This is a genomic window from Pseudoalteromonas sp. CO342X, assembly GCF_004208915.1.
Classification (GTDB): Bacteria; Pseudomonadota; Gammaproteobacteria; order Enterobacterales; family Alteromonadaceae; genus Pseudoalteromonas; species Pseudoalteromonas maricaloris.
The window spans coordinates 416,566-443,062 of the sequence record NZ_SGPH01000040.1 but is presented as its reverse complement, the minus strand read 5'-3'; the positions used below and the strand labels follow the sequence as shown (position 1 = coordinate 443,062).

Genomic DNA, 26,497 nt, shown 5'->3' with positions numbered 1-26,497 from the left:
GCATGCCACTGCAGGTCTCATATGGGGCACGAACTTTCCCATACGAGTGGCGAAACTAGATCTCCGAACTACGTTGAACCTGTTGCCAGTTTTGTGTCATAGCAACGTTTACTCCCTCAGCGGCAAGTGGCGAATTGCCTAAAATCATATCCGCTGCTTTTTCCGCGACCATAATAGTCGGCGCATTGAGGTTGCCGTTTGGAATGGTCGGGAAAATAGATGAATCCACAACGCGTAGCCCCTTTACACCGTGCACACGGGTTTGCGAGTCTACAACCGCCATTTCATCCTCACCCATTTTGCATGAACAAGAAGGATGATAAGCACTTTCTACCGCTTGACGCACAAAGGCATCAATTTCTTCATCGGTTTGCACTTGCTCGCCAGGTTGGATCTCGCTCTCCCGAAAGTCATCAAACGCACTCTGCTCGATGATTTCACGCGTGAGTCGCACACAAGCTCTAAACCCTTCGATGTCTTCTTGTTCAGCTAGGTAATTAAACTGTATTTTAGGCGCCACCGTTGGATCTGCTGACTTAATCGTTACTTCACCACGGCTCTTTGGTTTATTGTGGCCGACATGAACTTGGAACCCATGACCATCAAAGGCACTTTTACCATCGTAGCGAATGGCCGCAGGTAAAAAGTGGTACTGAAGATCTGGCCACTCAACGCCTGCTTTCGAACGAATAAAGGCACAAGATTCAAAGTGATTGGTCGCGCCAAGACCTGATTTATCAAGCAACCATCTTGCACCGATCAAACCTTTAGAAATTAACCCCAGCTTGCCGTTTAAGGTGATAGGCTGCTTACACTTATATTGGAAATAAAACTCCAAGTGATCTTGAAGGTTTTTGCCCACTCCGGGTAAATGGTGTTTTACTTCAACGCCTGCGGCAGTCAACGCTTCTTTATCGCCAATGCCAGATAATTGTAATAAGTGCGGTGAACCGATTGAACCTGCACTTAGGATCACTTCCTTCGCTGCATTCGCTTTTTTCAGGTTTCCTTTCACACTGTACTCAACGCCTGTAGCGGTTTTGCCATCTAACAGTACTTTTTGTACCAAGGCACCCGTGACTATGGTGAGGTTACTGCGATGTTTAATGGGGTCTAAATAGGCTCGGCTAGACGAGCAACGTTTACCACCTTTTACGGTCATATGCATCGGCCCAAAGCCTTCTTGCTGCTCACCGTTATAGTCTTTAGTAAACGCATAACCCGCTTGCTCACCAGCGCTAATAAACGCACGATAGAGCGGGTTTGCCATTTCATTACCATTATTGGTGCCAAGCGGACCTTGCTCACCACGGTACTCGTCGCCTCCTAAATACCAAGATTCAGCGCGCTTGAAGTAAGGCAAACAAGACTGATAATCCCAACCTTGTGCACCACTGTCTTGCCACTCGTCAAAGTCTTTAGCATGACCTCGAACGTACACCATGCCATTGATTGACGATGAACCACCAAGTACCTTGCCGCGAGGACAATGCATAACGCGATTGTCTAAGTGCGGCTCGGGCTCGGTATGGAACTGCCAAGCATATTTATCGGTATTCATTGGAATAGATAGCGCGGTTGGCATCTGAATAAAAATACTCTTATCACTACCGCCAGTTTCGAGTAATAGTACTTTGTGCGCTGGATTTTCCGATAGGCGGTTTGCAAGCACACAGCCTGCAGAACCTGCACCTACAATAATATAATCAAAATCAGTCATCATACTCCTCGATTAAAATGGACTTTCAATATCGCTCATACCAACATACACGGACTTAGTCTGAGTATATTGATCTAGCGTCTCGATACCATTTTCGCGGCCAATGCCCGACTGCTTATAGCCTCCAACGGGCATTTCGGCGGGTGAGTTGCCATAACTATTGATCCAACAAATACCTGCTTCTAGCTGGTGGATGACACGGTGTGCACGTTGAATATCTTTACTAAATACACCTGCAGCCAAACCTAAGTGGGTGTTGTTTGCACGTTGAATGACTTCTTCCTCGTCATCGAATACCAATACCGACATCACTGGACCAAAGATCTCTTCTTTCACTATGGTCATATCATCATGACAGTCGATAAATACGGTCGGTGCGACAAAGTAGCCGTTTGGTGCCGTTTCAGGACTAAGTGCCTCACCACCGGTCAGTACGGTTGCGCCTTCAGCTTTGCCTTTTGCAATGTAATCCATCACCAGTGTGTGATGCTGCTTTGAGATTAGAGCGCCAAGATTTACGTTTGGATCGAGCGGATCGCCCGCGATGATATTTTGTTCGGTACGCTGCTTTAACTCAGCTAAAAAGGCGTCGTAAACCTTACGCTGAACAAATACGCGTGTGCAGTTGGTACACACTTCACCTTGGGTGTAGAAGTTGCCCAACATCGCGGCACTTATCGCTTGAGAGATATCAGCATCTTCAAAAACGATAAGCGGTGATTTGCCGCCTAGCTCCATCGTCACTTCTTTTAAATTGCTTGCCGCACTTTGCATTACTTTTTTGCCAGTACCCACTTCACCGGTGAACGATACTTTTTCAATATCAGGGCTGGTAGTAAGCCATTGGCCCACCTCAGCGGCACCTTGCACCACATTGAATACGCCCGCAGGGACACCGGCTTCAATAAAGATTTCGGCCAGCTTAATCGCGCCTAGTGGTGTTTCTTCCGATGGCTTGAAAATGAGGGCGTTACCAGCGGCAAGTGCAGGGCCTGATTTCCAACACGCAATTTGCAGTGGATAATTCCACGCGCCAATGCCTGCACAAATCCCCAAGGGCTCTTTACGAGTATAGAAAAAGTCCCCTCCCACTGGCTGCTGAGTGCCAACTTGAGCGGGAGCCAACCCTGCAAAATATTCAATCACATCAGCGCCAGTTTGAATGTCTACACATTCAGCCTCTTGCCAAGGTTTACCTGTATCTAACACTTCAATCTTAGCAAGCTCATTATTGCGCTCGCGCAACAGAGATACCGCTTTATGTAAAACACGACTACGCTCAATTGGCGCCATCGCTGACCATAATGCAAAGCCCGCTTTAGCACTTTCAATCGCAGCTTGCTGAACATGACTGTCAGCAACCTCTACCTCATAGATCACTTCATCCGTTGCTGGATTTTTTACTGCAAACTTTTCGCCTGAGTGGTTTGCCAAGAACTGGCCATGAATAAAATTTTGATATACAGGGACTGTCACATTATCCTCCAAACTGCTTAATAAGTGATTGAATGTAGCGTTTTGCGAGCGTTTCACTGTGATGAAACGCATGATGGTCAGCTTTGCTTAGCACAGCTCTTAACCAGAGTCCGTCAATCATACCGGCGGCAAGCTCAGCCGCTTCTTTTGCCTGTGCTCGCGGCATAAAAGCAGCAAACGAAGTCGCTAGGTTACTCTGCAGACGGCAACTGTTAACACGCTGTAGTCGGTGTAGCTCGTCATCGTGCATGGACTGCGCCCAGAAACTCAACCAAGTGCGCGTCGTATTTGACTGCTGCTGCACCATGGCAAAGTTAGCTTCTACGATATACATGAGTCGCTGCTCGGCACCACAACCTCCGTAGGTCTTGTCCAACAAACTGTATTTCAAGTTGTTTAATAGATAGCGCACGGTTGCTTCAATCAAGCCTTGTTTACCACCAAAATAGTGGCTGATGATCCCTGATGAGAGACCGGCTCTTTTACTGATACTATTAATCGTGGTTGCTTGTAATCCTAACTCGGCAACTGACTCTAAAGTGGCGTCAATTAGCTGCTGACGACGAACAGGTTCCATTCCGACTTTTGGCATAGCTTTTTATTAATTGACCGTTCAATTAAAATAAATCTTAGGGTGATAAAGATGAGACTTCAAGGTTGACTTTTTGTAAAAAGCCAAATTTTTGACGTTTGTACCTAGGTTAATCCCATGATAGCTAAGGGGTTTTAAAGGATTACAAAAAATCTTAAGAAATTTAAAAAAATCTGAGATTTTGCAGGTATTTGCGATAATTTACCGTTTTGATGTGACAATTTGATTAAGTTTTGTTTGACTGTAAAACAACCAAAACCGAATCAAATGATGGAATTGAATAAGACTAAACATCCTTGCTAGTTAAGATTTGAAAGCGGTAACGGTTGATAACTAGGAAACCTATTTGAGACAGTTGAAACCCCAAAAGACGCGTTTGACTGATAACTCGCCACTAACAATTCAATCTTAGGTTTAAGCGCTAAGATCGCCTCATCAATTTTGCTTTTCAGCCTCGCACTAAAAACATTTTTACGCAGCAAAAAGTGTACTTGGTTATCATGTACCACATAAGGCCAGGCCTGTGCAGCGTCAAGTCCTCGCTCTTTGATAAAATAGTTCCCCGTGATCATATCATCCACAATAAAATCAACGCGCGCTTTCATTAGCATTTCAACCCGCCGCTGCGCACTGGCAATACTCACAAATTGATCTTTATAGCGGGGATCTTGTTTAAGCTTATTAAGTTCCTCTCCATAGTAAGATCCGATGCTTAACCCTATGGTTTTCGATTGCTTTAGTAATGAAGCGAGATCGCCAAGCGCTGTGGGAGGTGATAACGAGAATAATCGCATACGTTCAAAACGGTAGGGCAGAGAGAAATCTCCGTATGCTTCTCTATCTTTAGTGTAGCTAACCATTACCGCGACATCTATCACTCCTTTTGACATCTCTTCAAAAGTGCGAGCGCTGGAAGGGAGGCGAATATAGGTGGTACACACGGCAACATGCTGGAACACCATTTCGGCAATGTCTACGTCTAGGCCCCAAGGTCCAAGCTCATCAAATACAGTTAATGGCGGCCAATCGGCAACAACGCCGATATTCACCGTTTTACTGCATTCACTTGCACTGGCAGGGGGAATTACCAAGCCCCACACCAAAATAATCGTGCCAATCAAGTTATTCACTGATATGTACTGCTTAACCATGACACCTCGTGAGCAAGTCTATGACAATCGGCCTTATAACATGACGACTCTGTTCATTGCATAGGCACTATCTTTAGTAGTAACAATATATTTACCTAAAGCCTAGATTACAATGCCTAATTATTAAACTATTTAAGTCAAAAAACGTATCGGTGCTCACAGAAACAAAAAAGCGTGACGTAAACCCCCTTTACATCACGCTTGTTTTGGCACTTTATGGCTGATATTCGAATACTTCTTCAATAGAGACATTAAATACATATGCTATCTTGAATGCTACTTCGAGCGAAGGTGAGTATTTTGCAGCCTCGATCGCCATAATCGTTTGTCTCGTAACACCCACTCGCTCAGCAAGCTCTTTTTGTGTCATTTCACCGCTCATAAAACGCAGCATTCTGATTTTGTTTTTTATTGGTAAATCAGCCATACACAGCTCCCAAACGAGCTTTGACGAGCTGAGTTCCATAACCGACCAATTCAGCCAGCAAAAATGCAATCACTAAAATATGAAGTGGTGCAAATGGTAGTTCAAAAAGAAGCGCTTGCGACCAATTTTGCGCTTCGGCAGAATACTGGAAAATAGAGATACACACACCAACCTGAAGCACCCAGTAGGCAGGTTTGCACCCAGATAGCGCAATCAATTTTTCACGTTCATCTAACGGCTTATCCATATCTTTATCACTAACAAAGCTCAGTAGCAGCTGACCTGCAATAGATGTCACGATAGAAATAACAATCACCTTGAGCAACAATCCTGATACCCAACTCGGATCTTGACGTAACTGCTCTGTAGCCGCTGTTATTTCGCCTAAATAAAAATACAAGATATAACCTGTTACCAAAAACTCTATCGCAATCGTTAAGTCACGGAAACTCAACGAGTCTAAAAACGCTTTAATCTTATTGTTGCTTTCCATGTTACCCTCACTTTACTCAAGGTTAAGTATTCTTTACATTAAAAGCGTAAACTTTGCTCAACCACAAGTCAAACATTTTTTACTTTAAGTAAAGTTTAAATAACTAGAAACGTTTTCGAAACTCGCTTGGTGTTAAGCCCATACACTTATTAAACACCTTACGGCAGGCTGTCGTATCCTCGTACCCTACCTGGTGCGCAATCCAATCAAATGGCTTGCTCGTGCTTTCTAATAAATCACACATTTTCTGCACCCGAAACCGCTGCAGATATTGATTTGGATTGAGTCCGAGCACCTTAGCAAAACGTCGCTGTAAGGTTCTTTGCGTAAGTAGAGCGATATCAGCCAGTTCTGTAATTGAAATATTGCGACCATAATGGGTGTTAATGTATTGCTGAGCGCGCAGCACAGCATCATCACCATGTTGAAAGTTTGGCTGAAATTGATGATAGTAGCTCTGCTCCCGCTGAGCCGTATCTACGACAAGCGTTTTGCCTAACTTGCGCATGACTAAGTGACCGCTATATTTTTTGACTAGCTCTAATCCAAGATCAAGCCATGACATCATGCCGCCAGCCGACATAATATCATTGTGATCAATTAAAATTTTCCGCGTATCGATAGGCTGGTTAGGAAAGTGCCGTTTAAATGCCTCAGTTAACCCCCAATGCGTGGTAAGTAAGCGCTGATGACTTAGCCCCGAGGCCGCAAGTATAAAAGCCCCCGCACAAGCAGAAGCGATAACTGCACCTTGTTGGTGCTGCTCGGTTAACCAAGCAAGTAATTGAGGTTCAGGTTTGAGGTAATAATCAGAACTAACACTCGGCGGCAATAACACAATATTGTAATCCCCCTTTACAGCACCACTGAAGGTGACAACATGTGTTGTAAAGCGGGTATCCTGTGACTCTTCGATACAAATTCTATCTGCTAGAAAAAACAGCTCTTCTAGACCATACACAGCCGACTTCATCGCATAAGGATAGTGACAAATCGCCACTTTGATTGGTTTCATCTACGTTGTCGAATTTGAACTCAAAAATGTCATTTTAGACACTCCAGTCAAAGTTACAACTCCAGCACAATACCTCTGCAAATTAACTAACGAGGTAAAAAAATGAACAACAGCGCACTATTGGTGATCGACATTCAAAATGATTACTTTCCTAGAGGGCTTTTCCCGCTATGGAATACCAAAAATACACTAGCAAACATCAATTCAGCTATCAAAAAAGCAGCAGAGCAAAATATGGAAGTCATTTATGTCCAGCACATAGCTAATCCAGAGCAAGGAAAAACACCATTTTTCAATGCCGACACAAGCGGTGTAGATCTTCATAATGGCCTACGCCAAGCGCGAGAAAACGGCCACCATATCGTAAAGTCCTATGCCGACAGCTTTGAGCAAACCTCCTTAAACGATTTGCTCCAATCTAAAGATATCGACACTTTATATATCTGCGGCATGATGACGCAAAACTGTGTAACCCATACCGCGCTATCGAAATCGGCGGAGCAGTACAATGTCTACATTCTCAGTGATTGCTGCACTACCGTAGATGAAATGATCCACAAAATTGCACTCAACGGTGTTTCAACACGAGTACCTTTGATTGCCGTGTCGCAAATGTAACCCATGCTCGTCGTGATAAATCACGACCTACAAATCCAACGTAGGTCGAGGTTTACCTCGACACAAGCAGAAAAACCAAAAAGGCTGGATTGACCAGCCTTGATTTGAGTGACATCGAAATGAAAAGGTGCTAATTAGCCTACTGCTTATAGGCTTGTCGATAGGCGTGAAGTAGCGGCTCGGTGTAACCATTGGGTTGTACTCGGCCTTCAAATACCAAAGATAACGCCGCTTTATAGGCGAGGTTTTCACTAAGCGGTTTATGGTCATTGAGCATTGGTTGGTAGAGGCTGTCACCTTCGTTTTGACCATCTACTACAGCCGCCATGCGCCTAAAAGTTTTTTCCACTTGCTCTTCGCTACAAATGCCATGATATAACCAGTTAGCGATATGCTGGCTTGAGATCCTAAGCGTTGCTCTGTCTTCCATTAATCCAACGTGATTGATATCAGGCACTTTTGAGCAACCTACGCCTTGGTCTACCCAGCGCACCACGTAGCCCAAAATGCCCTGCGCATTATTGTCTAATTCGGCTTGAATATCCTCCGCAGACAAATCGTTTTCTAACATCAGCGGGGGCGTGAGTAAGTTATCGAGCGATGCTTGCTGACGTGTTTTTATCTCAAGTTGACGTGCAAACACATCCACATAGTGATAGTGCATCGCATGGAGCGTTGCTGCGGTAGGAGAGGGCACCCATGCAGTATTAGCACCGGACTCAGGATGGCCTTGCTTTTGCTCCATCATCAGCGCCATTTTATCTGGCATTGGCCACATTCCTTTGCCTATTTGTGCCTTTTTCCTAAAACCGGTTTTAAGGCCAATATCCACGTTTTGATCTTCATAGGCCGCTATCCAAGATTGTCCTTTAATTGCCACTTTGGGCAATACAGGGCCCGCCAGCATTGAGGTATGAATTTCATCGCCTGTTCTATCCAAAAAGCCCGTATTGATAAATACTACACGCTGCTTAGCAGCAGCAATACACGCTTTTAAGTTTACCGAAGTACGGCGCTCTTCATCCATAATCCCCATTTTAATGGTATTTTTGGGTAGCGAGAGCAGCGCTTCAACTCGGCTAAATAGGGTATCAGTGAAAGCGACTTCTTCAGGCCCGTGCATCTTTGGCTTCACGATATTGATACTTGCTGCCGTCGAGTTTTTAAACGGACTATTGCCTTGTAAATCATGCAGCGCAGCCGTGCTTGTCATGATGGCATCTAAAATCCCTTCGAACTGCTCGTTTCCTTCTGCATCCAGTATCGCTGGCGTTGTCATTAGGTGGCCAACATTGCGCACAAACATCATAGAGCGACCTTTTAGTGTCATACGCTGGCCTTGTGTATCTACGTAACTTCGGTCGGCATTTAGCGTCCGAGTCAGCGATTGACCTGACTTTTCGAAAGTCTCACTCAAGCTCCCTTTCATCAAGCCTAACCAATTTTGGTATACCAATACTTTGTCTTGTGCATCCACCGCCGCAACTGAGTCTTCACAATCCATGATTGTCGTAAGTGCAGCCTCAAGGACGACATCTTTGATCCCGGCTTTGTCTGCCTGTCCTATCGGATGGTGTGGATCAATTTGGATCTCAATATGCAGATCATGGTGGCGCAACAATACCGCGCTTGGATTTTGTGCCTCCCCCTGATAACCCACTAGCTGATCAGGCTTTTGCAGTGCAACTTGGGTGCTGTCGTTGAGTGTAATCACTAAATTGCCGTCTAGAATCGCGTAGTTCGTACTTTCTATGTGAGAACCTTCTGCCAACGGCAGCGCTTTATCGAGGAATTGCCTAGCATAAGCCATGACTTTAAACCCACGATTCGGATTATAGGCTTGAGTACGCTCAGCACCATCCTCTTCGCCAAGAACATCCGTTCCATAGAGCGCGTCATACAAGGAGCCCCAACGCGCATTAGCCGCATTGAGCGCAAACCTTGCGTTACTGACAGGCACCACTAACTGAGGACCGGCTGCGCTCGCAATTTCAGGCTCCACATGCTCGGTTTCGATGGCAAAATCTTCGGGCTCAGGCTGCAAATAACCAATAGATTCAAGAAATGTCCGATATTCTGCAGATTGCCAATCAGGATGAGAGAGGTGGTAATCGTCAATTTGCTGTTGCAGGGTATCGCGTTTGTTGAGTAACGCTTGGTTTTGCTTCCCAAGTTCCGAAAAAATATCCACTACGCCTTGCCAAAATTGATTGACCGCGATCCCCGTACCGGGAAGTAAAGATTGCTCAACAAACTGCGCCAGTGGAGTCGCAATTTGGAAGCCTGAATGAGTGACATACTTGCTCATGGAGAGTCCTTGATTAACATTTTTTGAACGGGATAGGTCAAACATAAAACAATTTTTGGAAAAACGAACCCCTTTTCCCATTCACAAAAAATATACTCGTAATAATAACTATAAATTTAAAAAATCTAATTTATCGGCCTAGTGTTTAATTAAGCCCGCAGCCAACCACTCTCACACCGGTTGGTTTCGTGTAACAAACAACCAGAATTTAATTTGATTTATAGTACCCGTTCAAAGGAAGCTAATTATGTCTCAGTATCAAACTCAGTTAGATCATTTCTCTAGTCTATGCCAAAGCCAAGGAAAAACTTGGCAATCTATCAGTCCTGAGTATGCCAGCCGTATGCACCTACAAAACCGTTTTAAAACCGGTTTGGACATTGCAAAATACACGGCAAAAGTGATGCGTGAAGACATGGCAGCGTACGACGCAGATAGCAGCCAATACACACAATCGCTTGGTTGTTGGCACGGTTTTACCGCGCAACAAATGATGATGGCAGTAAAGCGTCACAATAAAACCACAAAACGCTCTTACGTATACCTAAGTGGCTGGATGGTTGCTGCACTGCGCTCAGAGTTTGGCCCACTACCTGACCAAAGTATGCATGAAAAAACAGCGGTTCCAGCTTTGATTGAAGAGATCTACACCTTCCTCAAGCAAGCCGATGCGCGAGAGCTAGATCATCTCTACAAAGATCTTGATGCAGCGAGAGCAAAAGGCCAAGATACAACAGAGATCCTTAGCAAAATCGATAACTTCGAAACCCATGTAGTGCCTATCATTGCTGATATTGATGCCGGTTTTGGTAACGAAGAAGCAACCTACCTATTAGCTAAACAAATGATTGAAGCGGGTGCTTGTGCAATTCAAATCGAAAACCAAGTATCGGACGCAAAACAGTGTGGCCACCAAGCAGGTAAAGTAACGGTTCCCCATGAGGACTTTTTAGCTAAGATTAACGCTGTACGATATGCTTTCCTTGAGCTTGGTGTTGAAGATGGCGTTATCGTCGCACGCACTGACTCATTGGGTGCAAGTTTGACGCAAAAAGTGCCAGTATCAAAAGCGCAGGGCGACCTTGCGAGCCAATACACTAGCTATTTAGACACCACGCCAGTTACCTCGGCCGCTGACTTACAAGAAGGTGAGATGGCAATTAAATTGGGTGGCGAACTGCAAAAGCCAGTTCGCTTAGACAACGGTTTATACCAATTCAGAGCAGGCACAGAAAAAGATCGTGTGGTACTAGACTGTGTAACCAGTCTTCAATCAGGCGCAGATCTATTGTGGATTGAAACCGAAAAGCCAAATATCGAGCAAATTGCCGAGCTAGTTAACCGAGTTCGCGAACAGGTGCCTAACGCTAAGCTTGTGTACAACAACTCGCCATCGTTCAACTGGACATTAAAATTCCGTGAACAGGTATACCAGCAGTGGCAGGAGCAAGGTAAAGACTTATCGGCATACCCAAATCCAAGCGCGGATGCAAAAGTATTGATGGCGCCAGAGTTAGACGCAACCGAGTTGGCAACCGAAGCCGATCTACTGGTGCAAAACTTCCAGCGAGACTCGGCAAGAGAAGCGGGAATTTTCCATCACCTTATTACACTGCCAACTTATCATACAGCAGCACTCAGCACTGATATTCTGGCTGAAGGCTATTTTGGTGACGCGGGTATGCTTGCCTATGTGCGCGATGTGCAACGACAAGAAATCCGTCGCGAACAAGCATCAGTTAAACACCAAGACTTGGCAGGCTCTAATATCGGTGACACGCACAAAGAGTATTTCTCTGGTGAGAACGCACTCAAAGCTGGCGGTGAAGCCAACACCATGAACCAGTTCTAAATACTCGATTTAGATAACGACTTATATAGTTCCCTAATCAGCAAGGGCCGTCAGGCCCTTTTATCTATTGTGGATCAGATTTTTACTAGCCACAGGTAACTGAGATCACGTATTTACCAACGTCAGTTATTCAGATCATATTTTTACTAACCTAGACTTATTTGAGATCAGAATTTTATTAACTCAACACCTAACGATCCCGATCTTTACATTAAAGATCCAAGATCCAGACAAAAAAGAGTGCATTTGTGACTTTTTTCACTTTCACAAACCAAAATTTTACTAACTAAACCAGCGACAGGTCACATTTTTACTAACTTACTTAGTAAAATTTTGTTCTGAGTTTATTTTGACTAAAAATCAAAATATGACTAACCTCAGATTTATAAGCACTTCATTCTGCTGTAAACCCCCTTTACACTTTCCATATTTACCCCACTTTTCCATGTAAAACTATAAAACTAATTACAGTACCTTAAAGTTGATACATGACCCCCATTAAGAACTTAATAAAAGCAGTAGCACTGCTTACAGCGATGCATTGCCAGGCCGGGAATACAGTTATCAAGGAAATAGAAGATTTAGAAAAGGCAGGCAAATACACCGAAGCCTTAGTTAAAATTGAAACGGCCAGCGTCAGTGAAGAAGAAGAAACGCGATATCAAGCGATTTATTTGCAGGCCATGATTTATCGAAAGCAAGACTTATATGAGAAATCAATATCTACCCTTAGCTATATCGAAAAGCAGTTTTTCCTTACCGAAGCGCGCAAGTATGATTTATACAGAGAGATAGGCATTAACTATCGTAACTTAAGCCAGCTTGAGCAGGCCGAGTCTTTTTACTTAAAAGCGCTCGCTTCAGCCGAAGCGATGAACAAGTCAAGTTTAGTGGCGCAAACCTATAATAATCTAGGTGTTGTTGCCGACCACAGAAATTTGCTTGCGCAATCTATGCAATACCACTTAAAAGCCTATGAACTGTTAAAAGGAACTGATCAGTACGAAAAGCAAGGGGCTAATTTTTACAATCTTGGTGATATTTCTGTGCGTATGGGGGATGAGGAAAATGCTGAGTATTTCTTCCAACAAGCTCTCGTTGCAGATAAAGCTTCAAAAGAATTACGCAACGTCGCAGGCACGGCCCTTCGCTTGGGAGAGCTGAAGTTTAAGAACGGTAAAACGGACGAAGCATTAGCGCAAACAAAAGAGGCCATTGAATTTCTAAAAGAACTCAATGCTAGGGTTTCACTCGCTAGGGCATATCGAAACTCCGCATTAATCCATATAGCCAAGGCAGACTTAGACAATGCCCTGTCGGATGCACTTGCAGGCATTGAATATGCCACTCAAACCAGTTCAACACTGCAACAATTTTACGCCTACCTGACGGAGTTAGAAGTTAGGCTAAAACGCAAAGAATTAGCCAAAGCAAAAACACTACTCACCAAGCTGGACGCCCTAACCGAAATTGAAACGGCAGAGGTACTGCTCGAAAAATATCATCGCCTTAAAGCGATAACGCTTGCTGCACATCATGAATACGCCCAAGCTTTTCAATTTATGAAGTCGACTTCAGAGCTACAGACTCAACTTCATGAAACATTACTAGAAAAACAAGTAAGTACCTATAAAGCCAGTATTGACGCGCTTATTCAATCTCAACAACTGGAGCAAGCACGCTCTGCACAAGCCATAACCGAGGTTAACTTACAAAATGCCAAGCTATCCACACAAATGTGGGTGTTCACTGCAATCTCGACCTTTTTAGCCGGATTATTTCTAGTCGGATTTTTTGTCGTCAAACATAGAAATGCGGCGCTAAAAGCAAAAATGTATCAATTGAATATTGAACATAAAGATAAAATGCTGGCCGATATTTCCCACGAGTTACGTACGCCACTTAGTGTCTTAAAACTCCATATCGAAGCGATGGAACACAATCTTATTGATGACAGCACAATTGCATATGCCAAGATCAACAACAAGATAAATCAGCTGAATGAATTGATCTCGAACGTATATCAATTGTCTCAAGCTGATCATGACGCGCTTGTGATCCATCCCCAGCAGCATGGCGCGAAAACGGTTATCCAAAGCTATGTGTACGATATTGAAAGACTAGTAACTAGTAATCTGCTGCAATTTATCGCCGACATTCACGTCGATGATATGAGTATTTACATTGATAAACCAAAGCTAGATAGGGTTATCGATAATCTTGCTAAGAATGCATGTTTATACACAGATAAACCCGGCAAGGTAAGGTTTAAAGCTGTGGTCAATAAACAAGGACTATTCCTACAAGTAGATGATAGCTCACCAGGCGTATCGGAGGCCGAGCAGAACAAACTGTTTGAACGCTTGTACCGTGTCGAAGCATCGAGAAGTCGTGCAACAGGAGGCTCAGGTCTTGGTTTATCTATTTGTAAGAGCTTAATTGAAGCGATGAATGGAAAAATCACAGTGAAGTCCGGGAAGTATGGCGGTTTGTGTATTCAGATAAACTTACCTCATGCGATAGATGTACCAGCATAAAGTACCCGCATAAAATGTGAGTTGATATTAAGTAAGTAAAGTACAAAAGGCCAAGCAGATGCTTGGCCTTTCGTCTTTCTAAGCTTGCTTAGAATCGGTAGCTGATGTTGCCATACACAAAACGACCATCGGTGTTATATGCCGAGAATGCAGAGTAAGGAAAGATCTGGTTAAACGTTGTATAACCAATATTACTAACAGTATCTTGTGGATATTGATCAAATAGATTGTTAGCGCCTACAGCAAACTTCCAGTTGTCACCTAGGTTATAAGCCACTTCTAAATCAGTGATCCATTTAGCGTCTAATACTTCATCGTCCTCTACTGCGCTCGAAGAATCTACCGTTTCACCATAGCGTGTGGCACGTAATGTCGTCTGCCAATCGCCAAATTGCCAAATTGCAGCTAGGTTCCATTTGTCTTTTGGTGTCCCATCTTCAAATCGTGCAATTTCACGACGAGCAAAGTACTCATAGCTGTCACCAAGGGCTTCAAGCTCAGCAGGGTTTGCTTTTACATGCGTCACTTCAGTGTCATTGATGTTTACCGCGGCACTTAAACGCAGATCACCGTAGTCGGCAAGATCAAAACTGTACGTTGCCACGATATCCACACCTTGAGTACGCGAGTCGATAGCATTAGTGAAGTACCTTACACTTTGCGTATTGAGCTCACCCGCTTGCTGCAAAATATTAATGACCTCAGGACCACCTAAGTTCTCAGAAAGGACGATGCGATCGTCGATGTCAATTCGATAGGCATCCACAGTAAATGAGAACGCGTCTAGTGTATAGACAAAGCCCGCCGTCATATTGACCGACTCTTCCGGTTCAAGCTCTCGAGCCCCCAGCGCTTTTGCAGCTGCCGTATCAACAGGGAAGTGGCCAACTTCACTCGGTACGCCATTTTCAAATACCGTAGCAATTGATTTATAGGACGTTTGAGCCAATGAAGGCGCTCTAAAACCTGTGCTTACTGCACCACGTAGTGAAAAGTTATCCGACACCACATAGCGCGATGCCAGTTTACTGGTGAAAGTGCTACCAAAATCACTATAATCTTCAAAGCGACCCGCCAAGACGACATTCCAGTCCTGCGTTAAGTAGGTATCAAACTCTGCGAATAAAGCGATGTTATGACGAGATTCATCGACAGCACTTGCTGGTGAGAAACCAGCGAGCACCTGCGCACCACCAGCTGCAACGGGATTGCCTTCAGCATCAAGCACTGTGAGGTAAGAAGCTTCTTCACCGACTTCTATTTCATAGGTTTCGCGGCGATATTCTGCACCAATCGTGAAAAATACGTCATCCGGTAAGCCCAAATCCAATGCCGTTTTAGCATCAGCATTCACAAGCCACTGTGAATAAACTAAAGCGCCGTTATTAAACTCAGTCGGGCTTGTTACCCCCATCGAAGTATTCAAACTATTTACGACCCCCAAAGCGAAGTCATTCACACCATAGTTTGTACTGATATCGTAATCCCACTCACCTTGAGTGCCTTTTACACCAACCGCAAAAGAGTAATCATCTACATCGCTGACGATTTGAGGTAAGAAACCATCTGGGTATACCGCAGTTAAGTTGCGGCTGTCATTTGCGCGACGATAGAAACCACCGGAGTTACCTTCACGTGTCGAGTAGCTACCAAATGAATAAAGCTCGGTTTCAGCATCTAGGTTGTAACCCGCATTGTAAAATAGTGCAAAGTCTTCCACTTCGGCTTTACCAAAACGGTGGTTGTAGCGATCGAATGAAAACTCTCTTGAGTCAAGTTGACCATTTTCATCACGAGCATATTGCTCTCTTGGATCGAAGCCTGAACGATTAGTTGGTTTTTTATCTCTATATTCGGCAGACAGATTAATAAAACCATCATTACCTAAAGCAAAACCAACGTTGGCACCAATTGTTGTAGTACCACCATCATTACGCTTGCGGTCATCTCCTAATACAAAGTCTAAATCGCCCGCAGCGTTTGCACGGGTTTGTAATAAGTCAGGGACACCTGCCATCTGTGTATCGTGCTCACCATAGGTCACACTAATACTGCCGCCTTCTTCTGCATCTTTAAGCACAATATTAATAACGCCAGCAATGGCATCTGAGCCGTATTGAGCAGCAGCGCCATCACGCAGTACTTCTATACGCTTAATCGCGGCAGCTGGAATGGTATTTAAATCAACCGCCGTTGAACCACGACCAACGGTACCATTTAAATTCAATAATGCGCCGGCATGACGACGTTTACCATTTACCAGCACTAAGGTGTGATCCGGTGCTAAACCTCTAAGTACTGCCGGACGGGCGTGATCCGTGCCATCCGCCAGCGTTGAATTTGGGAAGTTAAAACTAGGCACTAGAGTTGTTAGTACTTGGCTTAGCTCCAGCTGACCTGTACTTTGCATATCTTCTAAAGAAATCACATCTACCGGCACCGTGCTCTCGGCGACACTACGAAGACTTCTTCGCGTACCAGTGATTTCGATAACTTCAACACTTTCTTTGGCTTCAGTGTTGTTACTTTCGGCTTGCGCATGAATTGAAATAGTTGAAAGAAGCGCGGCACCGACAGCCAACGAGATTGGCTTGCGAACAGCGTTTTCCAGCTTGTTATTAATAAATTGCATAGTTTGTCCCGTGAATATGTTGAACGCAGAGTCTGTAAAAGACCGATTACTACTTAATTTAGTCAATATGAAGATAAATCAAGACTGAATAAGGTACCCAAGTAAATAACACAAAATGCGGTACGATACCCATTCGACTTATGACCAAAATGTTGGTACTTACTAATTCAATACCAGCCTAAAATTAGGTCACTATCATAAGAAAAGACGCGGATTTTAGAATTATTCTTTCATCAATAATAAAGAATTTTTTGATCTACCTTATACCTCATAAGGGCACTGGTCTGATGTTTGCCCACTCCATCTTTACTCCACATTGAAACGCTTAAATACCAGTATGCAGAAACGGAGAGTACCAATGACACAACGGACGCTAAAACATGCTGAATGGTTGAAAATTGTTGAATCTAGAGCGAGCCAGCAGCAACTTCAAATAAAGCCAAAAAATAAACTATCACCTGCTGTGATTTGGACTTTTGTACTAGCCACTATTATTTCACTGGTAAGTGCATGGGCATTTGTTACCGAAACGCCTGAGGCACCCACTCAGCAGCTTAGTAAAGAATCCCAAATGCGTATCAACCGCTACTTTACCAAACAGTATATGGTTGGTAGCTGGCAGTTCTCACATTTAAAAACCAGTAAAGATGACATCAATGTGTTTATCCGTATCCCGACTAAATTAGCATTAACGGGACAGGCACTTAAGGGTTATATCGAGCAGTCACTATGCCCACCGGCCAGTAGCAATGTTTGGCGTGATGTCAGCCAATTTGCGCTTTATATGCACTTGTATTCGGATACGCCACGCCACAGTGACTATGCCAAATGCAAGGCACCTTAATCATTTCAAGTTAAATTCTTTTATCTTTCGTTCAAAGGCCCAATGGGCCTTTTTTGTTTTTGGATTTCAAGGGTTATTTCGAGCTATCGTGGTTGCCAAGCTGACTTACCGGCTCAAGCTCAAGTTTAGCTTTTTCTTCGAGTTCTTCGGGTAGCTCCTTGACTACGGCAACGCCTAGTTCTTTAAATTCAGAAGCTTGCTTAATTAAGTTGCCTTTACCCATATATAACTGAGAAAACGCTCGCTCGTAGCTCTCTTTTGCTTTATCAAGCTGTTTACCCACCCCTTCCATACTATGTAGGAAGCTATTGAGCTTGTTATAAAACTTCTCAGCTCGAAGCGCCAGCTCTCTGGTATGCTTGCTTTGCTCCTCAAAACGCCATAACTGTTTAACGATATTAAGACTGGTTAAAAGCGTTGTTGGCGTTGCCACCAATACATTGTTTTGTAAAGCCTCCTGATAAAGCGTTGGTTTATGCTTAACCGCCTCAACAAATGCAGATTCCACAGGGATAAACATGATGACCACCTCTGGGGAGTTAAGACCTGGTAAGCGCTCATAAGATTTACTACCTAACTCTTTGATCCGTGCTGTGATGGCTTCGGTGTGTGCCACAATGGCTTGATTCGCTTCACTATCGGTTGTGGCATTAATATACCTTGTATAGGCATTCAATGAGGTTTTAGCATCAATTACCAGGTGACGGGATTGCGGTAAGTAAACCACGACGTCAGGGCGAAACTTGCCTTCGTCGGTATTAAAGTTTACTTCTCGCTGATAGTCGTAACCCGGACGTAGCCCAGCGCTATCAAGCACATTTTCAAGCATGAGTTCACCCCAGTTACCTTGTGCTTTCTTTTGCCCCTGTAACGCAGTGGTCAAACGATCTGCTTGCTCAGTCATGGCTTTATTGTTGGCTTGTAAGTGCAGCAATTCAGTTTTTAATGACGCCCGTTGCTTCAGCTCTTCACTATGAATGGCTTCCATTTTATCTCTAAAGCCCTTTAACTCACCTTGTACTGGCTGCAGCAACTGCTGGATTTTTTCTTTACTTTGGTGACTAAAGCGCTCGCTTTTCTCATCAAATATTTGATTCGCGAGATTGTGAAACTCTTCTTTAAGCTGGACTTTCGCTTGTTCAAGCTGCGCAAGCTGTTGCTCAAAGCTTAGTTGCTTTTGCTCCAGCAAGGTTTGCAAGTTGGCCATTTCAACCTCTAACTCATGAGCATGTACTTGAATTTCTTCCTTGGCATCTAGCTCTCGCTGCCATAGCTGCTGATATTCAGCAGCTTGCCGTTGACGCTCAGCTAATCTCGCTTGCAATTGCTGCTGTTGGCCATGACTTTGTAGTTGCTGCGCTCTTAATTGCTCAGCGAGTTGCTCGGCTTGGCTTAGTTGCGACCTAAGTGCTTGCTCTGAGGCGAGTTGAGTATTGAGTTGATTTTTGAAAGTGCTGCGTATGACCCAAACAACGGGGAGCAGGGTAGCCGCACCGCCTGCAAATAGCGCAAGACTAAACCATGCAGGCGTATTGGAGAGCATTGACCAAAGCATATTGAGATCTCATCGGTTCTTCTACTTTGATAATACCTTAGATATAAATTTCAATCACTTAGTCATTCAGTGATCTGTTGACCATTGTAGCGATACCCGGCGCCATATACCGACTCTACAATTTTCGGAGATAAATCTAATCCTTTGATTTTCTTTCTGATATTTTTAATGTGGCTGTCGATTACGCGATCCGAAATATCAAAGTTATCCGGTTGAATATAATCAAGAATTTGCTGTCTTGAAAAGACACGGTTTGGTGCATCATATAAAAGCGCAAAGACGTCAAACTCAACTTTGGTTAAGCCTAATGTACTGCCATTCAGTTTAACCGTTAATTCTTCGCGATTTACTTCGATAGGCTTTTGATACGCATTGGTATTTACACAACGACGTAAGATCGCTTTCATGCGCATCACTAATTCAGCGGCGCTAAAAGGTTTACATACATAATCATCTGCGCCGACTTCTAAGCCCTTTAAACGGTCTGCTTCTGCCACTTTGGCAGTCAGCATCACAATAGGTACTTCAGAAAACGCTCGAATTTGACGCATACACTCTACGCCATCTTGGTTCGGCAACATGATATCCATCAAGATTGCATCAGGTTGGTTTAACTTTACCCAAGGTACAACTTCTGCACCGTCTGCAATATGAAACATTTCAAAACCGGATGCTCTAAAAAACAACAGCACCTGCTCTGCAATATCTTGGTCGTCTTCGACGAGCAAAATTCTTGATGGGGTAGACATAGGATTTATTTACTCTTTGCTTTTAACTTTTTCAATTGTTGTCTAACTTGACGCTTTAACTTGTCTGAAAGCGTGTCATCGAACAGTAACATGGTTAGTATACTAGACAAGTCTTCTGAACTCGCCACTTCATTAAGTAGATCATAGTCTGATTCTGATTGTGTCTCAATAAAGTTTAAGTGTGAAATTGTCGCATCGTAGCAAAGCATAACGTTATCCTAATTAGTCTATGGCGTTTCTCCGTTGTAGCTATTAAAGCGCGAGATTATGGAATAAAAATGGAGTGAAAGATGTTTTAGAGCCAGAAAAAAGAAAAGCCAACTTAATTAAGCTGGCTTATTACAATCAGTAACAAAGGGGGAAAATCAACATATGCCTACTGTTTCAACAATGTCACAACAAGCACTATCATAGACCTTCACCTTTGATGATTAGTTCCAAATTATTTTTAATTTTTTATAAGCGCTAGCATTTGCGACTCATCAAACTGACCAAGATTGACACCAGACTCAGCAAATAGGGCGTCAACAAGGGCTTGTTTATCGCGCTGCATCTTAAACACTTTCTCTTCGATAGAATTCGCCATAATCAATTTGTACACGAATACCGGCTTATCTTGTCCGATACGATAGGCGCGATCTGTTGCTTGATTTTCTACCGCAGGATTCCACCAAGGGTCGAAATGGATAACCGTATCTGCTTGAGTCAAATTTAAACCAGTTCCCCCAGCTTTTAGGCTTATCAAAAAGACATTGCACTTGCCTTGAGTAAACGCCTCAATGGCTTTATCCCGTTGCCTTGTCTGCCCTGTCAGCATGGTGTATTTCAACTGTTGCTGTTGGCACTGCTCAGCAATGAGATCTAACACGCTGGTAAATTGGCTGAAGATAATTATCTTACGGCCCTCACTGAGTAGCACAGGCAGGTGTTGTGCAAGCCACTCAAATTTAGCGCCATGTTGATCGGTCAGTGATTTATCAACCAATTGTGGGTGACAGCAGATCTGACGTAACTTTAACAAGGCATCGAGGAATGCAAGCTTACTTCTTTCAACGCCTTGCTCCTGAAATAGATTGAGCAATTTGCTTTCTACTTGGTGCTGAACACCCTGATATAACTTATGTTGTTCATCAGAGAACTCTAATTCTTTGATGAGTTCTGTCTTATTGGGTAGCTCTTTCACAACCTCAGCTTTTGTACGACGAAGAATAAAAGGTGCGATCAGCGATCTGAGTTCTCGAGCTCTAGGACGATCTTGTTCTTTTTCAATTGGGATCTGGAAGTGTTGCTTAAACTGCTGCTTAGTACCCAGCACATCAGGCATGACAAAATCGAGCAGCGATTTAAGCTCGAGTAAATTGTTCTCTACCGGTGTGCCACTTAAACAAAGTTTGAAACGCGCGGATAGGCTCTTTACGCATTTAGAGATTTGTGCGCTTTCGTTTTTAATATATTGCGCCTCATCCAACACAATCGAATCAAAATCAAGCCCTTTATAATACGCCACATCACGCTTAAGTAGCGGATACGTCGTTAGAATAAATCGTGCACCAGACAAGTTAGTGAGTGCTTCCTCTCTATTTGATCCATGAATAATAGTGAGAGGTAGGTGCGGTGCGAAACGTTTAAATTCGTCACGCCAGTTCCCCACTAAACTCGTCGGACAGACAATTAAACTTGGTTGTGTCACTAGCGTATTGTGCTGAGAAATAAAGTAAGCAATAACCTGAAGCGTTTTTCCAAGGCCCATATCATCGGCCAGAATGCCACCTAGCTGATGACGATTAAGGAATTTAAGCCAGTTAACACCTTGCACTTGATAATCTCGTAGGGTGAAGCTCTGTCCTTCGCTGGCAGGGATCACGTCAAGATTTTCTATCGGTTTATCTAGCTCAGCGAGGTAATCAAGTAGCTTTTGATCATCTGAGTCGGCATGAATATGAGTCAGTTCAAACAGCTTTTTGGCATACGACAACGGAAATTTAAATTGTGAGCTCGAAAGGTAATAACTAAAACGGGATTTCAGCTCCAGCAATTCATCAAATATGGATTTGCTAATGGCATAGAACTGCTCGCCTATTTCGACGTAGCGATATTCATGGGCGAGGTTGTTAAGCTCATGAACAGGATGCTTATCCCAGTTGAGCGTAACGGGTTTGTCATCTAACATCACCTTTCCGAGCACATGATGTTGCTTATCTCGTTTAAGGCTTAACAGCACTTTTGGTGTAACAACAAGGCCATTGCTTGGCAGCTCGTCAACAATCCAACGTTTACCTTGTAAAAGCGGCCTGATCTCCCGGTTAAACCAATGGACTTCAACGCCATCCTCAGTTGGTAATAAAAACTCGTCGCCCTCATGGACAAAGCCCAGACCTGTGAGTACCTGCTCCAGCCTTGCTAACTGCTTTTTCGTCGCGCCTTTTCCAAGTGGTTCAATTGCAAAGCGAATTTTATTTGGCCTATCTAGTTTTATAAGCTTAGCAACATTAGATTGCTTACTCGCTAACTGCGAAAACCCAGCAGGAGGCGCAATGACATCATCCGTAAAGATATCTTGGAAACGTGCCATAACCTGCTCTAGCTTTTCAGCCGTGATGGTAGGCATGGTATGAAGGTGGGCGATTTCCTGCGCGGTAAGCTCTGACTCAATTCGGCCGACGACCAAGTTTTCAGTATCTAGATACACCGGAGGTTCGGTTTTAATCAAACGCCAGTGTTCAACATTCGCTAGGCGGCTTTTAAGTTGGTATTCATTGCCTTCTTGATGCCAGTAAAAATCTAGCGTTTGCTTATGCCCAAGCTCCAAAGGTTGGCGCTGATTGCGATAAAAACAGCGATGGGTATGTACAAGTTGTGTGAGTGCATTAAAGCCCCAGGCGCCAAATAGCTCAAAATGACCCGGTGTATTTTGCGAGCGGATCCAGCTAAATAAGCGAAAATCGTTTTCTAATAAACCAGCAGGAGCGACCTGACTGTTAAGCTGCTGCTCGGTTAACACTCGACCTAAGGGGTAAACACCATCGGGCCGATTTGGCGATACCTTAGGACTTACAAGGACTTCGTTTGCTCGAGGCTCTAACACAAAGAGTAAGACGTTTTCCGCGTCTGCTTTATCGACCTGCTGCAACTGCCCGAGTTCATTAAACCAGTCATTAACCAAATAAGCCTCACCAAAGCCACCAGAATGTTCGATTTTAAGTTTGAGCAATACCGCGGCAATGTGCCGACATTTAGGATTATTTGAACAAGAGCAGTTTGCTTCGACCGAAACGGTACCTTGTGATTGGTTTATTTTGATGTGCTGAGTGAAGGTATTGCCGTAATTTCCCAATACCTGCGCATCGATTTGCGCAAAGTTTTCGCTGTGTTGAAGGTAGCAGACTTGTTCGTCTTTCAAATACTCCTTAGCTTTCGCAAGTAAAGCTGAATTGAAGTACTGACGAAGAAAACGTTCAGACAAAGGAAATTGATTAGCCTGCTCCTGTTTGATTTCTTCAAATAAGGCGAAAAGTTGCTCTTTAGATAACTGCGAAGACATTAAGTGCACGTCAAAATTAAAATAAAAAGCCAGTATATGAAATTAGTGATTTGAGCTAAAGAGAGAAATGCGAGAAATTCGCTAAAAAAGGACTGGTTGGAGGTCAACTGACTAGAAAAAGCGCCGAGTTGCTTGATAATTCAACCAACGCGGCAATTTTTGAACAAACCTTAATTATAACTGCTAAGTAATTTTTGCAGTTGTTCCAAACGCTTATCAGTCAATACTCGATTATCTATTTTCACGGTAACATCACCGCTTTTAAGATTTCTTTGTACTCGAATGTAGTCGTTCTCTAGCATGGATTCCACGCGTGAATCGCTACTTCCGAAAGTAGTCAAGAATTTAGTGATCTGAACAGCACGTTTCTCATCTGACATCTCTTCAGTCATAAAATCTTGCGCTTTAAGTGCAGCAATTTGCTCTGAAAACTGCTCAGGTTGTTCTTGTTTTGCAGTGATGAGCTTTTTAGCCGCTTCACGGCCCAAATGATTCGCCGTTGGATACAACTGCAATACTTCGACCGGAATGCTTTCATAAGCTTTCAATGCGTCTGCGATAGCTGTGTGAGAAACACCTTCCACGGCAGCGATTTCTCGATACGATCCTTTTTGGCCTTGTTCGATCAAGTTACGCTTAGTATCAAAATAGGCTTTACCCAATTCCCAAAGGCTCGGGGCAATATATTGATCGGAAGATACCGCTAATGTTTTTGCATCTTCGTCACTAAAGTCTTTCGAGCTCAACACCACGTAATCTGCTTCGGCCAGCAAACAGGCTTTACGGCGTCTTGAGCCTGATAAAACGTGAAGTTTGCCATTGTGTTGCCAGCATAGGGCAGGGTGGAGATTTCGCTTATCTTTTTTAATGGCAGGTAATATATCTGCGACCGCTTTTTCGCTTAATAAGGATTGTTCGCGGCGATTCTGCCCATAAACTGTGGTTTTACTCTCAATTTCGCTAAACGGCACTACTTCACAGGTTAGTACTATGGTTTTTGTCGGATCGCTTGGCGCAGGCATAGTAACCACATCGCCTACTTTAGCCTGATCTAAAAGATCATCGAGGCTACTGCCTTCAACCGCAGTAGCAAAAGGATCTATTCGTGTGTCATTTTTACGTTTTCTAGCCATTATTAATACCTTTTTATTCTGCTAGCGAGGATTGTGTTGAAGGCCAATTTGAGCGGATCAGCATCTCTAATTCATCAACCACGTCTTTGATATTTTCTTGCGCTTTTAGCAATGCTTCACGACTTGCCAAACTATCTGAAGTCTTTTGGTCAAAAATAGTGTTAAACGATGAAGAGCTCGCTGTAATTGCAGAGCTGTGATTGATTGGGTAACTCATTACTTGACGGCCAAAAGCACTACGTACATCTTTAACTATATCGCGCTGAGAATGGTTGCCTTTAACATAATTAGTGACCAAGAATTGCATAAAGTCCCAGCCTTCATGACCAAGAGCTGCAACAGTATGGTATATCTCACCAAGACGCTTCAGGTATTTATTATTAGCGTCGAAGTCTACGGCCTCTGGGTGTACAGGTATTAACATAGCCGTAGACGCCATCAATGCGTTGTAGAACATAAAATTAAGTGAAGGCGCGGTATCTACTAGGATAATATCAAACTCGTCTTGTACAGGCTCTATAACCTTCTCTTTAAGCTTATGGTAATGACGTGTCTTTTCGTAGCTTGAACTTTCTTTTAACTCTGTTGCTGTTTCGTGCTCAAAGTAAAAGTCATCCATACCAGAAGGTAATACGCGAATATTTGGAATGTGGGTTTCTTGGAATGAATTAGAGACCAGATCTTTCCATGTTTCACCTTCATCTAATTCAATGCAATCTCTCATCAGATCGCCAACAGTGATCGGTTCATGATCATTAGATGGAAAAAAGCTTGATGACGATCCTTGTGGATCAAGATCAATGATCCCGATGCGATAGCGCTTAATATTGGTTGTAGCTAGTGCAGCTGCAATATTCACCAAACTTGTTGTTTTACCACAACCACCTTTCAAACTATTAATCACAATGACTTGTAATTTATCGCTAGACTTTCGTTGATCAGCATTTACACCCAGAACATCTGCCATCGCAAAGATATTTGCTAATGTGTATGCATAATGACCGTTTGCGCCTTTCTTTATATTGATGGTATCAAAGTCACCTTGGTCATGACGTCTTTTGAGTGTTCTATTATTTACACCAAGTAGATCTGCAGCAGCTTTTTGCGTGTAAGTTCTAAGCTCTTTTTCTTCAGTTTTAAGATGAGCTCTATAATGTTGAATACGACCAGCAAGTGATTGTTCTGCTACTTCTGCTGTAGCTTTTAAGAGCCGGTACGTTGATAGCGCATTGTTATTTATAGACATACACATTATCCTTTATTTGATAACGATTATTATAATGTCCATATATTTTGCTGTAAACACAAAAAAACAAAGACATTTGTAATTTTGATTTACATCTAAGTATAAATAAGAAAGTTTAGATATGGTTAAATATATAGGTATTAAAGGCTAAGGCAAAGAAACTATGACCTATCCAACTGTTTTACATCATTTTTTTTAATTTTTATAGATCTACTTTTTACTAGGTTAAGATCAGATCTCTTATAACTCCGAGATCGAAATTTTACTAACTACTATTTCAAAAAGATATATACAAACAGCTTATGCACAGAGTTGTTCACAGGTGTTGTGGTGTAGATCAATTTTTTACTAAGTAAGATCAAATAGTTATGCACAGATGGTATAAGATCAAGTGCTTTAAGGTATGTATAGATCTGATCTCTACCTAGCATAGATCAGATCTTTACTAATTAATGGTAGAGTTTTCCACAAGGACGTCTGGTTTGTCGTTGTAATTCCGCTAAACAGGCCTTAAACAAAGGTTTTTCAGCGTTAATTTCACCTCTGTTAGTAAAAGCTTGATCTGAAAATAGCCCCTAGTTAGTAAAAAAATGATCCTAACAAAAAAA

General features: G+C 43.2%; 19 protein-coding genes. 4 read left to right on the top strand and 15 right to left on the bottom strand.

What is annotated here, in order from left to right:
- Nucleotides 1-55: 55 nt before the first annotated feature.
- The 7 genes from betA to EXT47_RS20745 all read right to left on the bottom strand — a co-directional run bounded on the left by betA (nt 56) and on the right by EXT47_RS20745 (nt 6,874).
- On the bottom strand, nt 56-1,723 hold the full coding sequence (betA, locus tag EXT47_RS20775) for a choline dehydrogenase (RefSeq protein WP_193522017.1): 1,668 nt from the start codon (nt 1,721-1,723) through the stop codon (nt 56-58).
- 9 nt (nt 1,724-1,732) lie between these two features.
- Nucleotides 1,733-3,196: a betaine-aldehyde dehydrogenase gene (gene betB / locus EXT47_RS20770; protein ID WP_039495358.1), complete on the bottom strand. Its 1,464-nt coding sequence runs from the start codon at nt 3,194-3,196 to the stop codon at nt 1,733-1,735.
- Between the two features lies 1 nt (nt 3,197).
- Complete coding sequence (gene betI / locus EXT47_RS20765) at nt 3,198-3,788, bottom strand: transcriptional regulator BetI (RefSeq protein ID WP_039495355.1); 591 nt, start codon at nt 3,786-3,788, stop codon at nt 3,198-3,200.
- A 299-nt stretch (nt 3,789-4,087) separates the two neighbouring features.
- Complete coding sequence (locus tag EXT47_RS20760; RefSeq protein WP_039495352.1) at nt 4,088-4,939, bottom strand: ABC transporter substrate-binding protein; 852 nt, start codon at nt 4,937-4,939, stop codon at nt 4,088-4,090.
- 214 nt (nt 4,940-5,153) lie between these two features.
- Nucleotides 5,154-5,366, bottom strand: coding sequence for a helix-turn-helix transcriptional regulator (locus EXT47_RS20755; protein ID WP_039495351.1), 213 nt, complete (start codon nt 5,364-5,366; stop codon nt 5,154-5,156).
- A complete protein-coding gene (locus EXT47_RS20750) occupies nt 5,359-5,859 on the bottom strand; it encodes a hypothetical protein (protein ID WP_039495350.1) in 501 nt (166 codons plus the stop codon). The genes EXT47_RS20755 and EXT47_RS20750 overlap by 8 nt, the downstream gene beginning before the upstream one ends.
- Before the next feature lie 103 nt (nt 5,860-5,962).
- Nucleotides 5,963-6,874 carry a GlxA family transcriptional regulator gene (locus tag EXT47_RS20745; RefSeq protein ID WP_039495349.1) on the bottom strand — a complete coding sequence of 304 codons (912 nt, stop codon included), beginning with the start codon at nt 6,872-6,874 and terminating at the stop codon, nt 5,963-5,965.
- A gap of 102 nt (nt 6,875-6,976) precedes the next feature.
- Between EXT47_RS20745 and EXT47_RS20740 the strand changes: the two genes are divergently transcribed.
- Nucleotides 6,977-7,492, top strand: a complete 516-nt coding sequence (locus EXT47_RS20740; protein ID WP_130127466.1) for a cysteine hydrolase family protein — start codon at nt 6,977-6,979, stop codon at nt 7,490-7,492.
- 139 nt (nt 7,493-7,631) lie between these two features.
- Here EXT47_RS20740 and EXT47_RS20735 read toward each other — a convergent pair whose 3' ends face one another.
- Nucleotides 7,632-9,800, bottom strand: coding sequence for a malate synthase G (locus EXT47_RS20735; protein ID WP_039495347.1), 2,169 nt, complete (start codon nt 9,798-9,800; stop codon nt 7,632-7,634).
- A gap of 247 nt (nt 9,801-10,047) precedes the next feature.
- On the opposite strand from EXT47_RS20735, the gene EXT47_RS20730 reads away from it, so the two are divergent.
- Both EXT47_RS20730 and EXT47_RS20725 read left to right on the top strand, forming a co-directional pair.
- Nucleotides 10,048-11,652: an isocitrate lyase gene (locus EXT47_RS20730; RefSeq protein WP_039495346.1), complete on the top strand. Its 1,605-nt coding sequence runs from the start codon at nt 10,048-10,050 to the stop codon at nt 11,650-11,652.
- Nucleotides 11,653-12,140: 488 nt separating this feature from the next.
- Nucleotides 12,141-14,189, top strand: coding sequence for an ATP-binding protein (locus EXT47_RS20725; RefSeq protein ID WP_130127465.1), 2,049 nt, complete (start codon nt 12,141-12,143; stop codon nt 14,187-14,189).
- A gap of 88 nt (nt 14,190-14,277) precedes the next feature.
- Here the strand turns inward: EXT47_RS20725 and EXT47_RS20720 are convergent, their stop codons facing one another.
- Nucleotides 14,278-16,821 (bottom strand): TonB-dependent siderophore receptor, encoded by a 2,544-nt coding sequence (locus EXT47_RS20720; protein WP_130127464.1) that lies wholly within the window; start codon nt 16,819-16,821, stop codon nt 14,278-14,280.
- 358 nt (nt 16,822-17,179) lie between these two features.
- Here EXT47_RS20720 and EXT47_RS20715 point away from each other — a divergent pair, with 358 nt between their 5' ends.
- Nucleotides 17,180-17,665, top strand: coding sequence for a hypothetical protein (locus EXT47_RS20715; protein WP_039495343.1), 486 nt, complete (start codon nt 17,180-17,182; stop codon nt 17,663-17,665).
- A 73-nt stretch (nt 17,666-17,738) separates the two neighbouring features.
- On the opposite strand, the gene rmuC is transcribed toward EXT47_RS20715, so the two are convergent.
- The 6 genes from rmuC to EXT47_RS20685 all read right to left on the bottom strand — a co-directional run bounded on the left by rmuC (nt 17,739) and on the right by EXT47_RS20685 (nt 25,889).
- Entirely contained in the window at nt 17,739-19,220 is a 1,482-nt protein-coding gene (gene rmuC, locus EXT47_RS20710; RefSeq protein WP_010376201.1) for a DNA recombination protein RmuC, read from the bottom strand.
- 62 nt (nt 19,221-19,282) lie between these two features.
- The gene (locus EXT47_RS20705) at nt 19,283-19,969 is read right to left on the bottom strand and encodes a response regulator (RefSeq protein ID WP_039495341.1); all 687 of its coding nucleotides are present in this window, start codon (nt 19,967-19,969) and stop codon (nt 19,283-19,285) included.
- A gap of 5 nt (nt 19,970-19,974) precedes the next feature.
- The gene (locus tag EXT47_RS20700) at nt 19,975-20,178 is read right to left on the bottom strand and encodes a hypothetical protein (protein ID WP_010376203.1); all 204 of its coding nucleotides are present in this window, start codon (nt 20,176-20,178) and stop codon (nt 19,975-19,977) included.
- 239 nt (nt 20,179-20,417) lie between these two features.
- Complete coding sequence (locus EXT47_RS20695; protein ID WP_039495340.1) at nt 20,418-23,510, bottom strand: DEAD/DEAH box helicase; 3,093 nt, start codon at nt 23,508-23,510, stop codon at nt 20,418-20,420.
- 170 nt (nt 23,511-23,680) lie between these two features.
- Nucleotides 23,681-24,643: a ParB N-terminal domain-containing protein gene (locus tag EXT47_RS20690; protein WP_039495339.1), complete on the bottom strand. Its 963-nt coding sequence runs from the start codon at nt 24,641-24,643 to the stop codon at nt 23,681-23,683.
- Nucleotides 24,644-24,656: 13 nt separating this feature from the next.
- Complete coding sequence (locus EXT47_RS20685) at nt 24,657-25,889, bottom strand: AAA family ATPase (RefSeq protein WP_017216876.1); 1,233 nt, start codon at nt 25,887-25,889, stop codon at nt 24,657-24,659.
- Nucleotides 25,890-26,497: the final 608 nt, after the last annotated feature.

Excerpts from the sequence above, each read along its gene's own strand:
- betA (WP_193522017.1), bottom strand. The coding sequence starts at position 1,723 with ATGATGACTGATTTTGATTATATTATTGTAGGTGCAGGTTCTGCAGGC.
- betI (WP_039495355.1), bottom strand. The coding sequence starts at position 3,788 with ATGCCAAAAGTCGGAATGGAACCTGTTCGTCGTCAGCAGCTAATTGAC.
- EXT47_RS20760 (WP_039495352.1), bottom strand. The coding sequence starts at position 4,939 with ATGGTTAAGCAGTACATATCAGTGAATAACTTGATTGGCACGATTATT.
- EXT47_RS20755 (WP_039495351.1), bottom strand. The coding sequence starts at position 5,366 with ATGGCTGATTTACCAATAAAAAACAAAATCAGAATGCTGCGTTTTATG.
- EXT47_RS20750 (WP_039495350.1), bottom strand. The coding sequence starts at position 5,859 with ATGGAAAGCAACAATAAGATTAAAGCGTTTTTAGACTCGTTGAGTTTC.
- EXT47_RS20745 (WP_039495349.1), bottom strand. The coding sequence starts at position 6,874 with ATGAAACCAATCAAAGTGGCGATTTGTCACTATCCTTATGCGATGAAG.
- EXT47_RS20740 (WP_130127466.1), top strand. The coding sequence starts at position 6,977 with ATGAACAACAGCGCACTATTGGTGATCGACATTCAAAATGATTACTTT.
- EXT47_RS20735 (WP_039495347.1), bottom strand. The coding sequence starts at position 9,800 with ATGAGCAAGTATGTCACTCATTCAGGCTTCCAAATTGCGACTCCACTG.
- EXT47_RS20730 (WP_039495346.1), top strand. The coding sequence starts at position 10,048 with ATGTCTCAGTATCAAACTCAGTTAGATCATTTCTCTAGTCTATGCCAA.
- EXT47_RS20725 (WP_130127465.1), top strand. The coding sequence starts at position 12,141 with ATGACCCCCATTAAGAACTTAATAAAAGCAGTAGCACTGCTTACAGCG.
- EXT47_RS20720 (WP_130127464.1), bottom strand. The coding sequence starts at position 16,821 with ATGCAATTTATTAATAACAAGCTGGAAAACGCTGTTCGCAAGCCAATC.
- EXT47_RS20715 (WP_039495343.1), top strand. The coding sequence starts at position 17,180 with ATGACACAACGGACGCTAAAACATGCTGAATGGTTGAAAATTGTTGAA.
- rmuC (WP_010376201.1), bottom strand. The coding sequence starts at position 19,220 with ATGCTTTGGTCAATGCTCTCCAATACGCCTGCATGGTTTAGTCTTGCG.
- EXT47_RS20705 (WP_039495341.1), bottom strand. The coding sequence starts at position 19,969 with ATGTCTACCCCATCAAGAATTTTGCTCGTCGAAGACGACCAAGATATT.
- EXT47_RS20700 (WP_010376203.1), bottom strand. The coding sequence starts at position 20,178 with ATGCTTTGCTACGATGCGACAATTTCACACTTAAACTTTATTGAGACA.
- EXT47_RS20695 (WP_039495340.1), bottom strand. The coding sequence starts at position 23,510 with ATGTCTTCGCAGTTATCTAAAGAGCAACTTTTCGCCTTATTTGAAGAA.
- EXT47_RS20690 (WP_039495339.1), bottom strand. The coding sequence starts at position 24,643 with ATGGCTAGAAAACGTAAAAATGACACACGAATAGATCCTTTTGCTACT.
- EXT47_RS20685 (WP_017216876.1), bottom strand. The coding sequence starts at position 25,889 with ATGTCTATAAATAACAATGCGCTATCAACGTACCGGCTCTTAAAAGCT.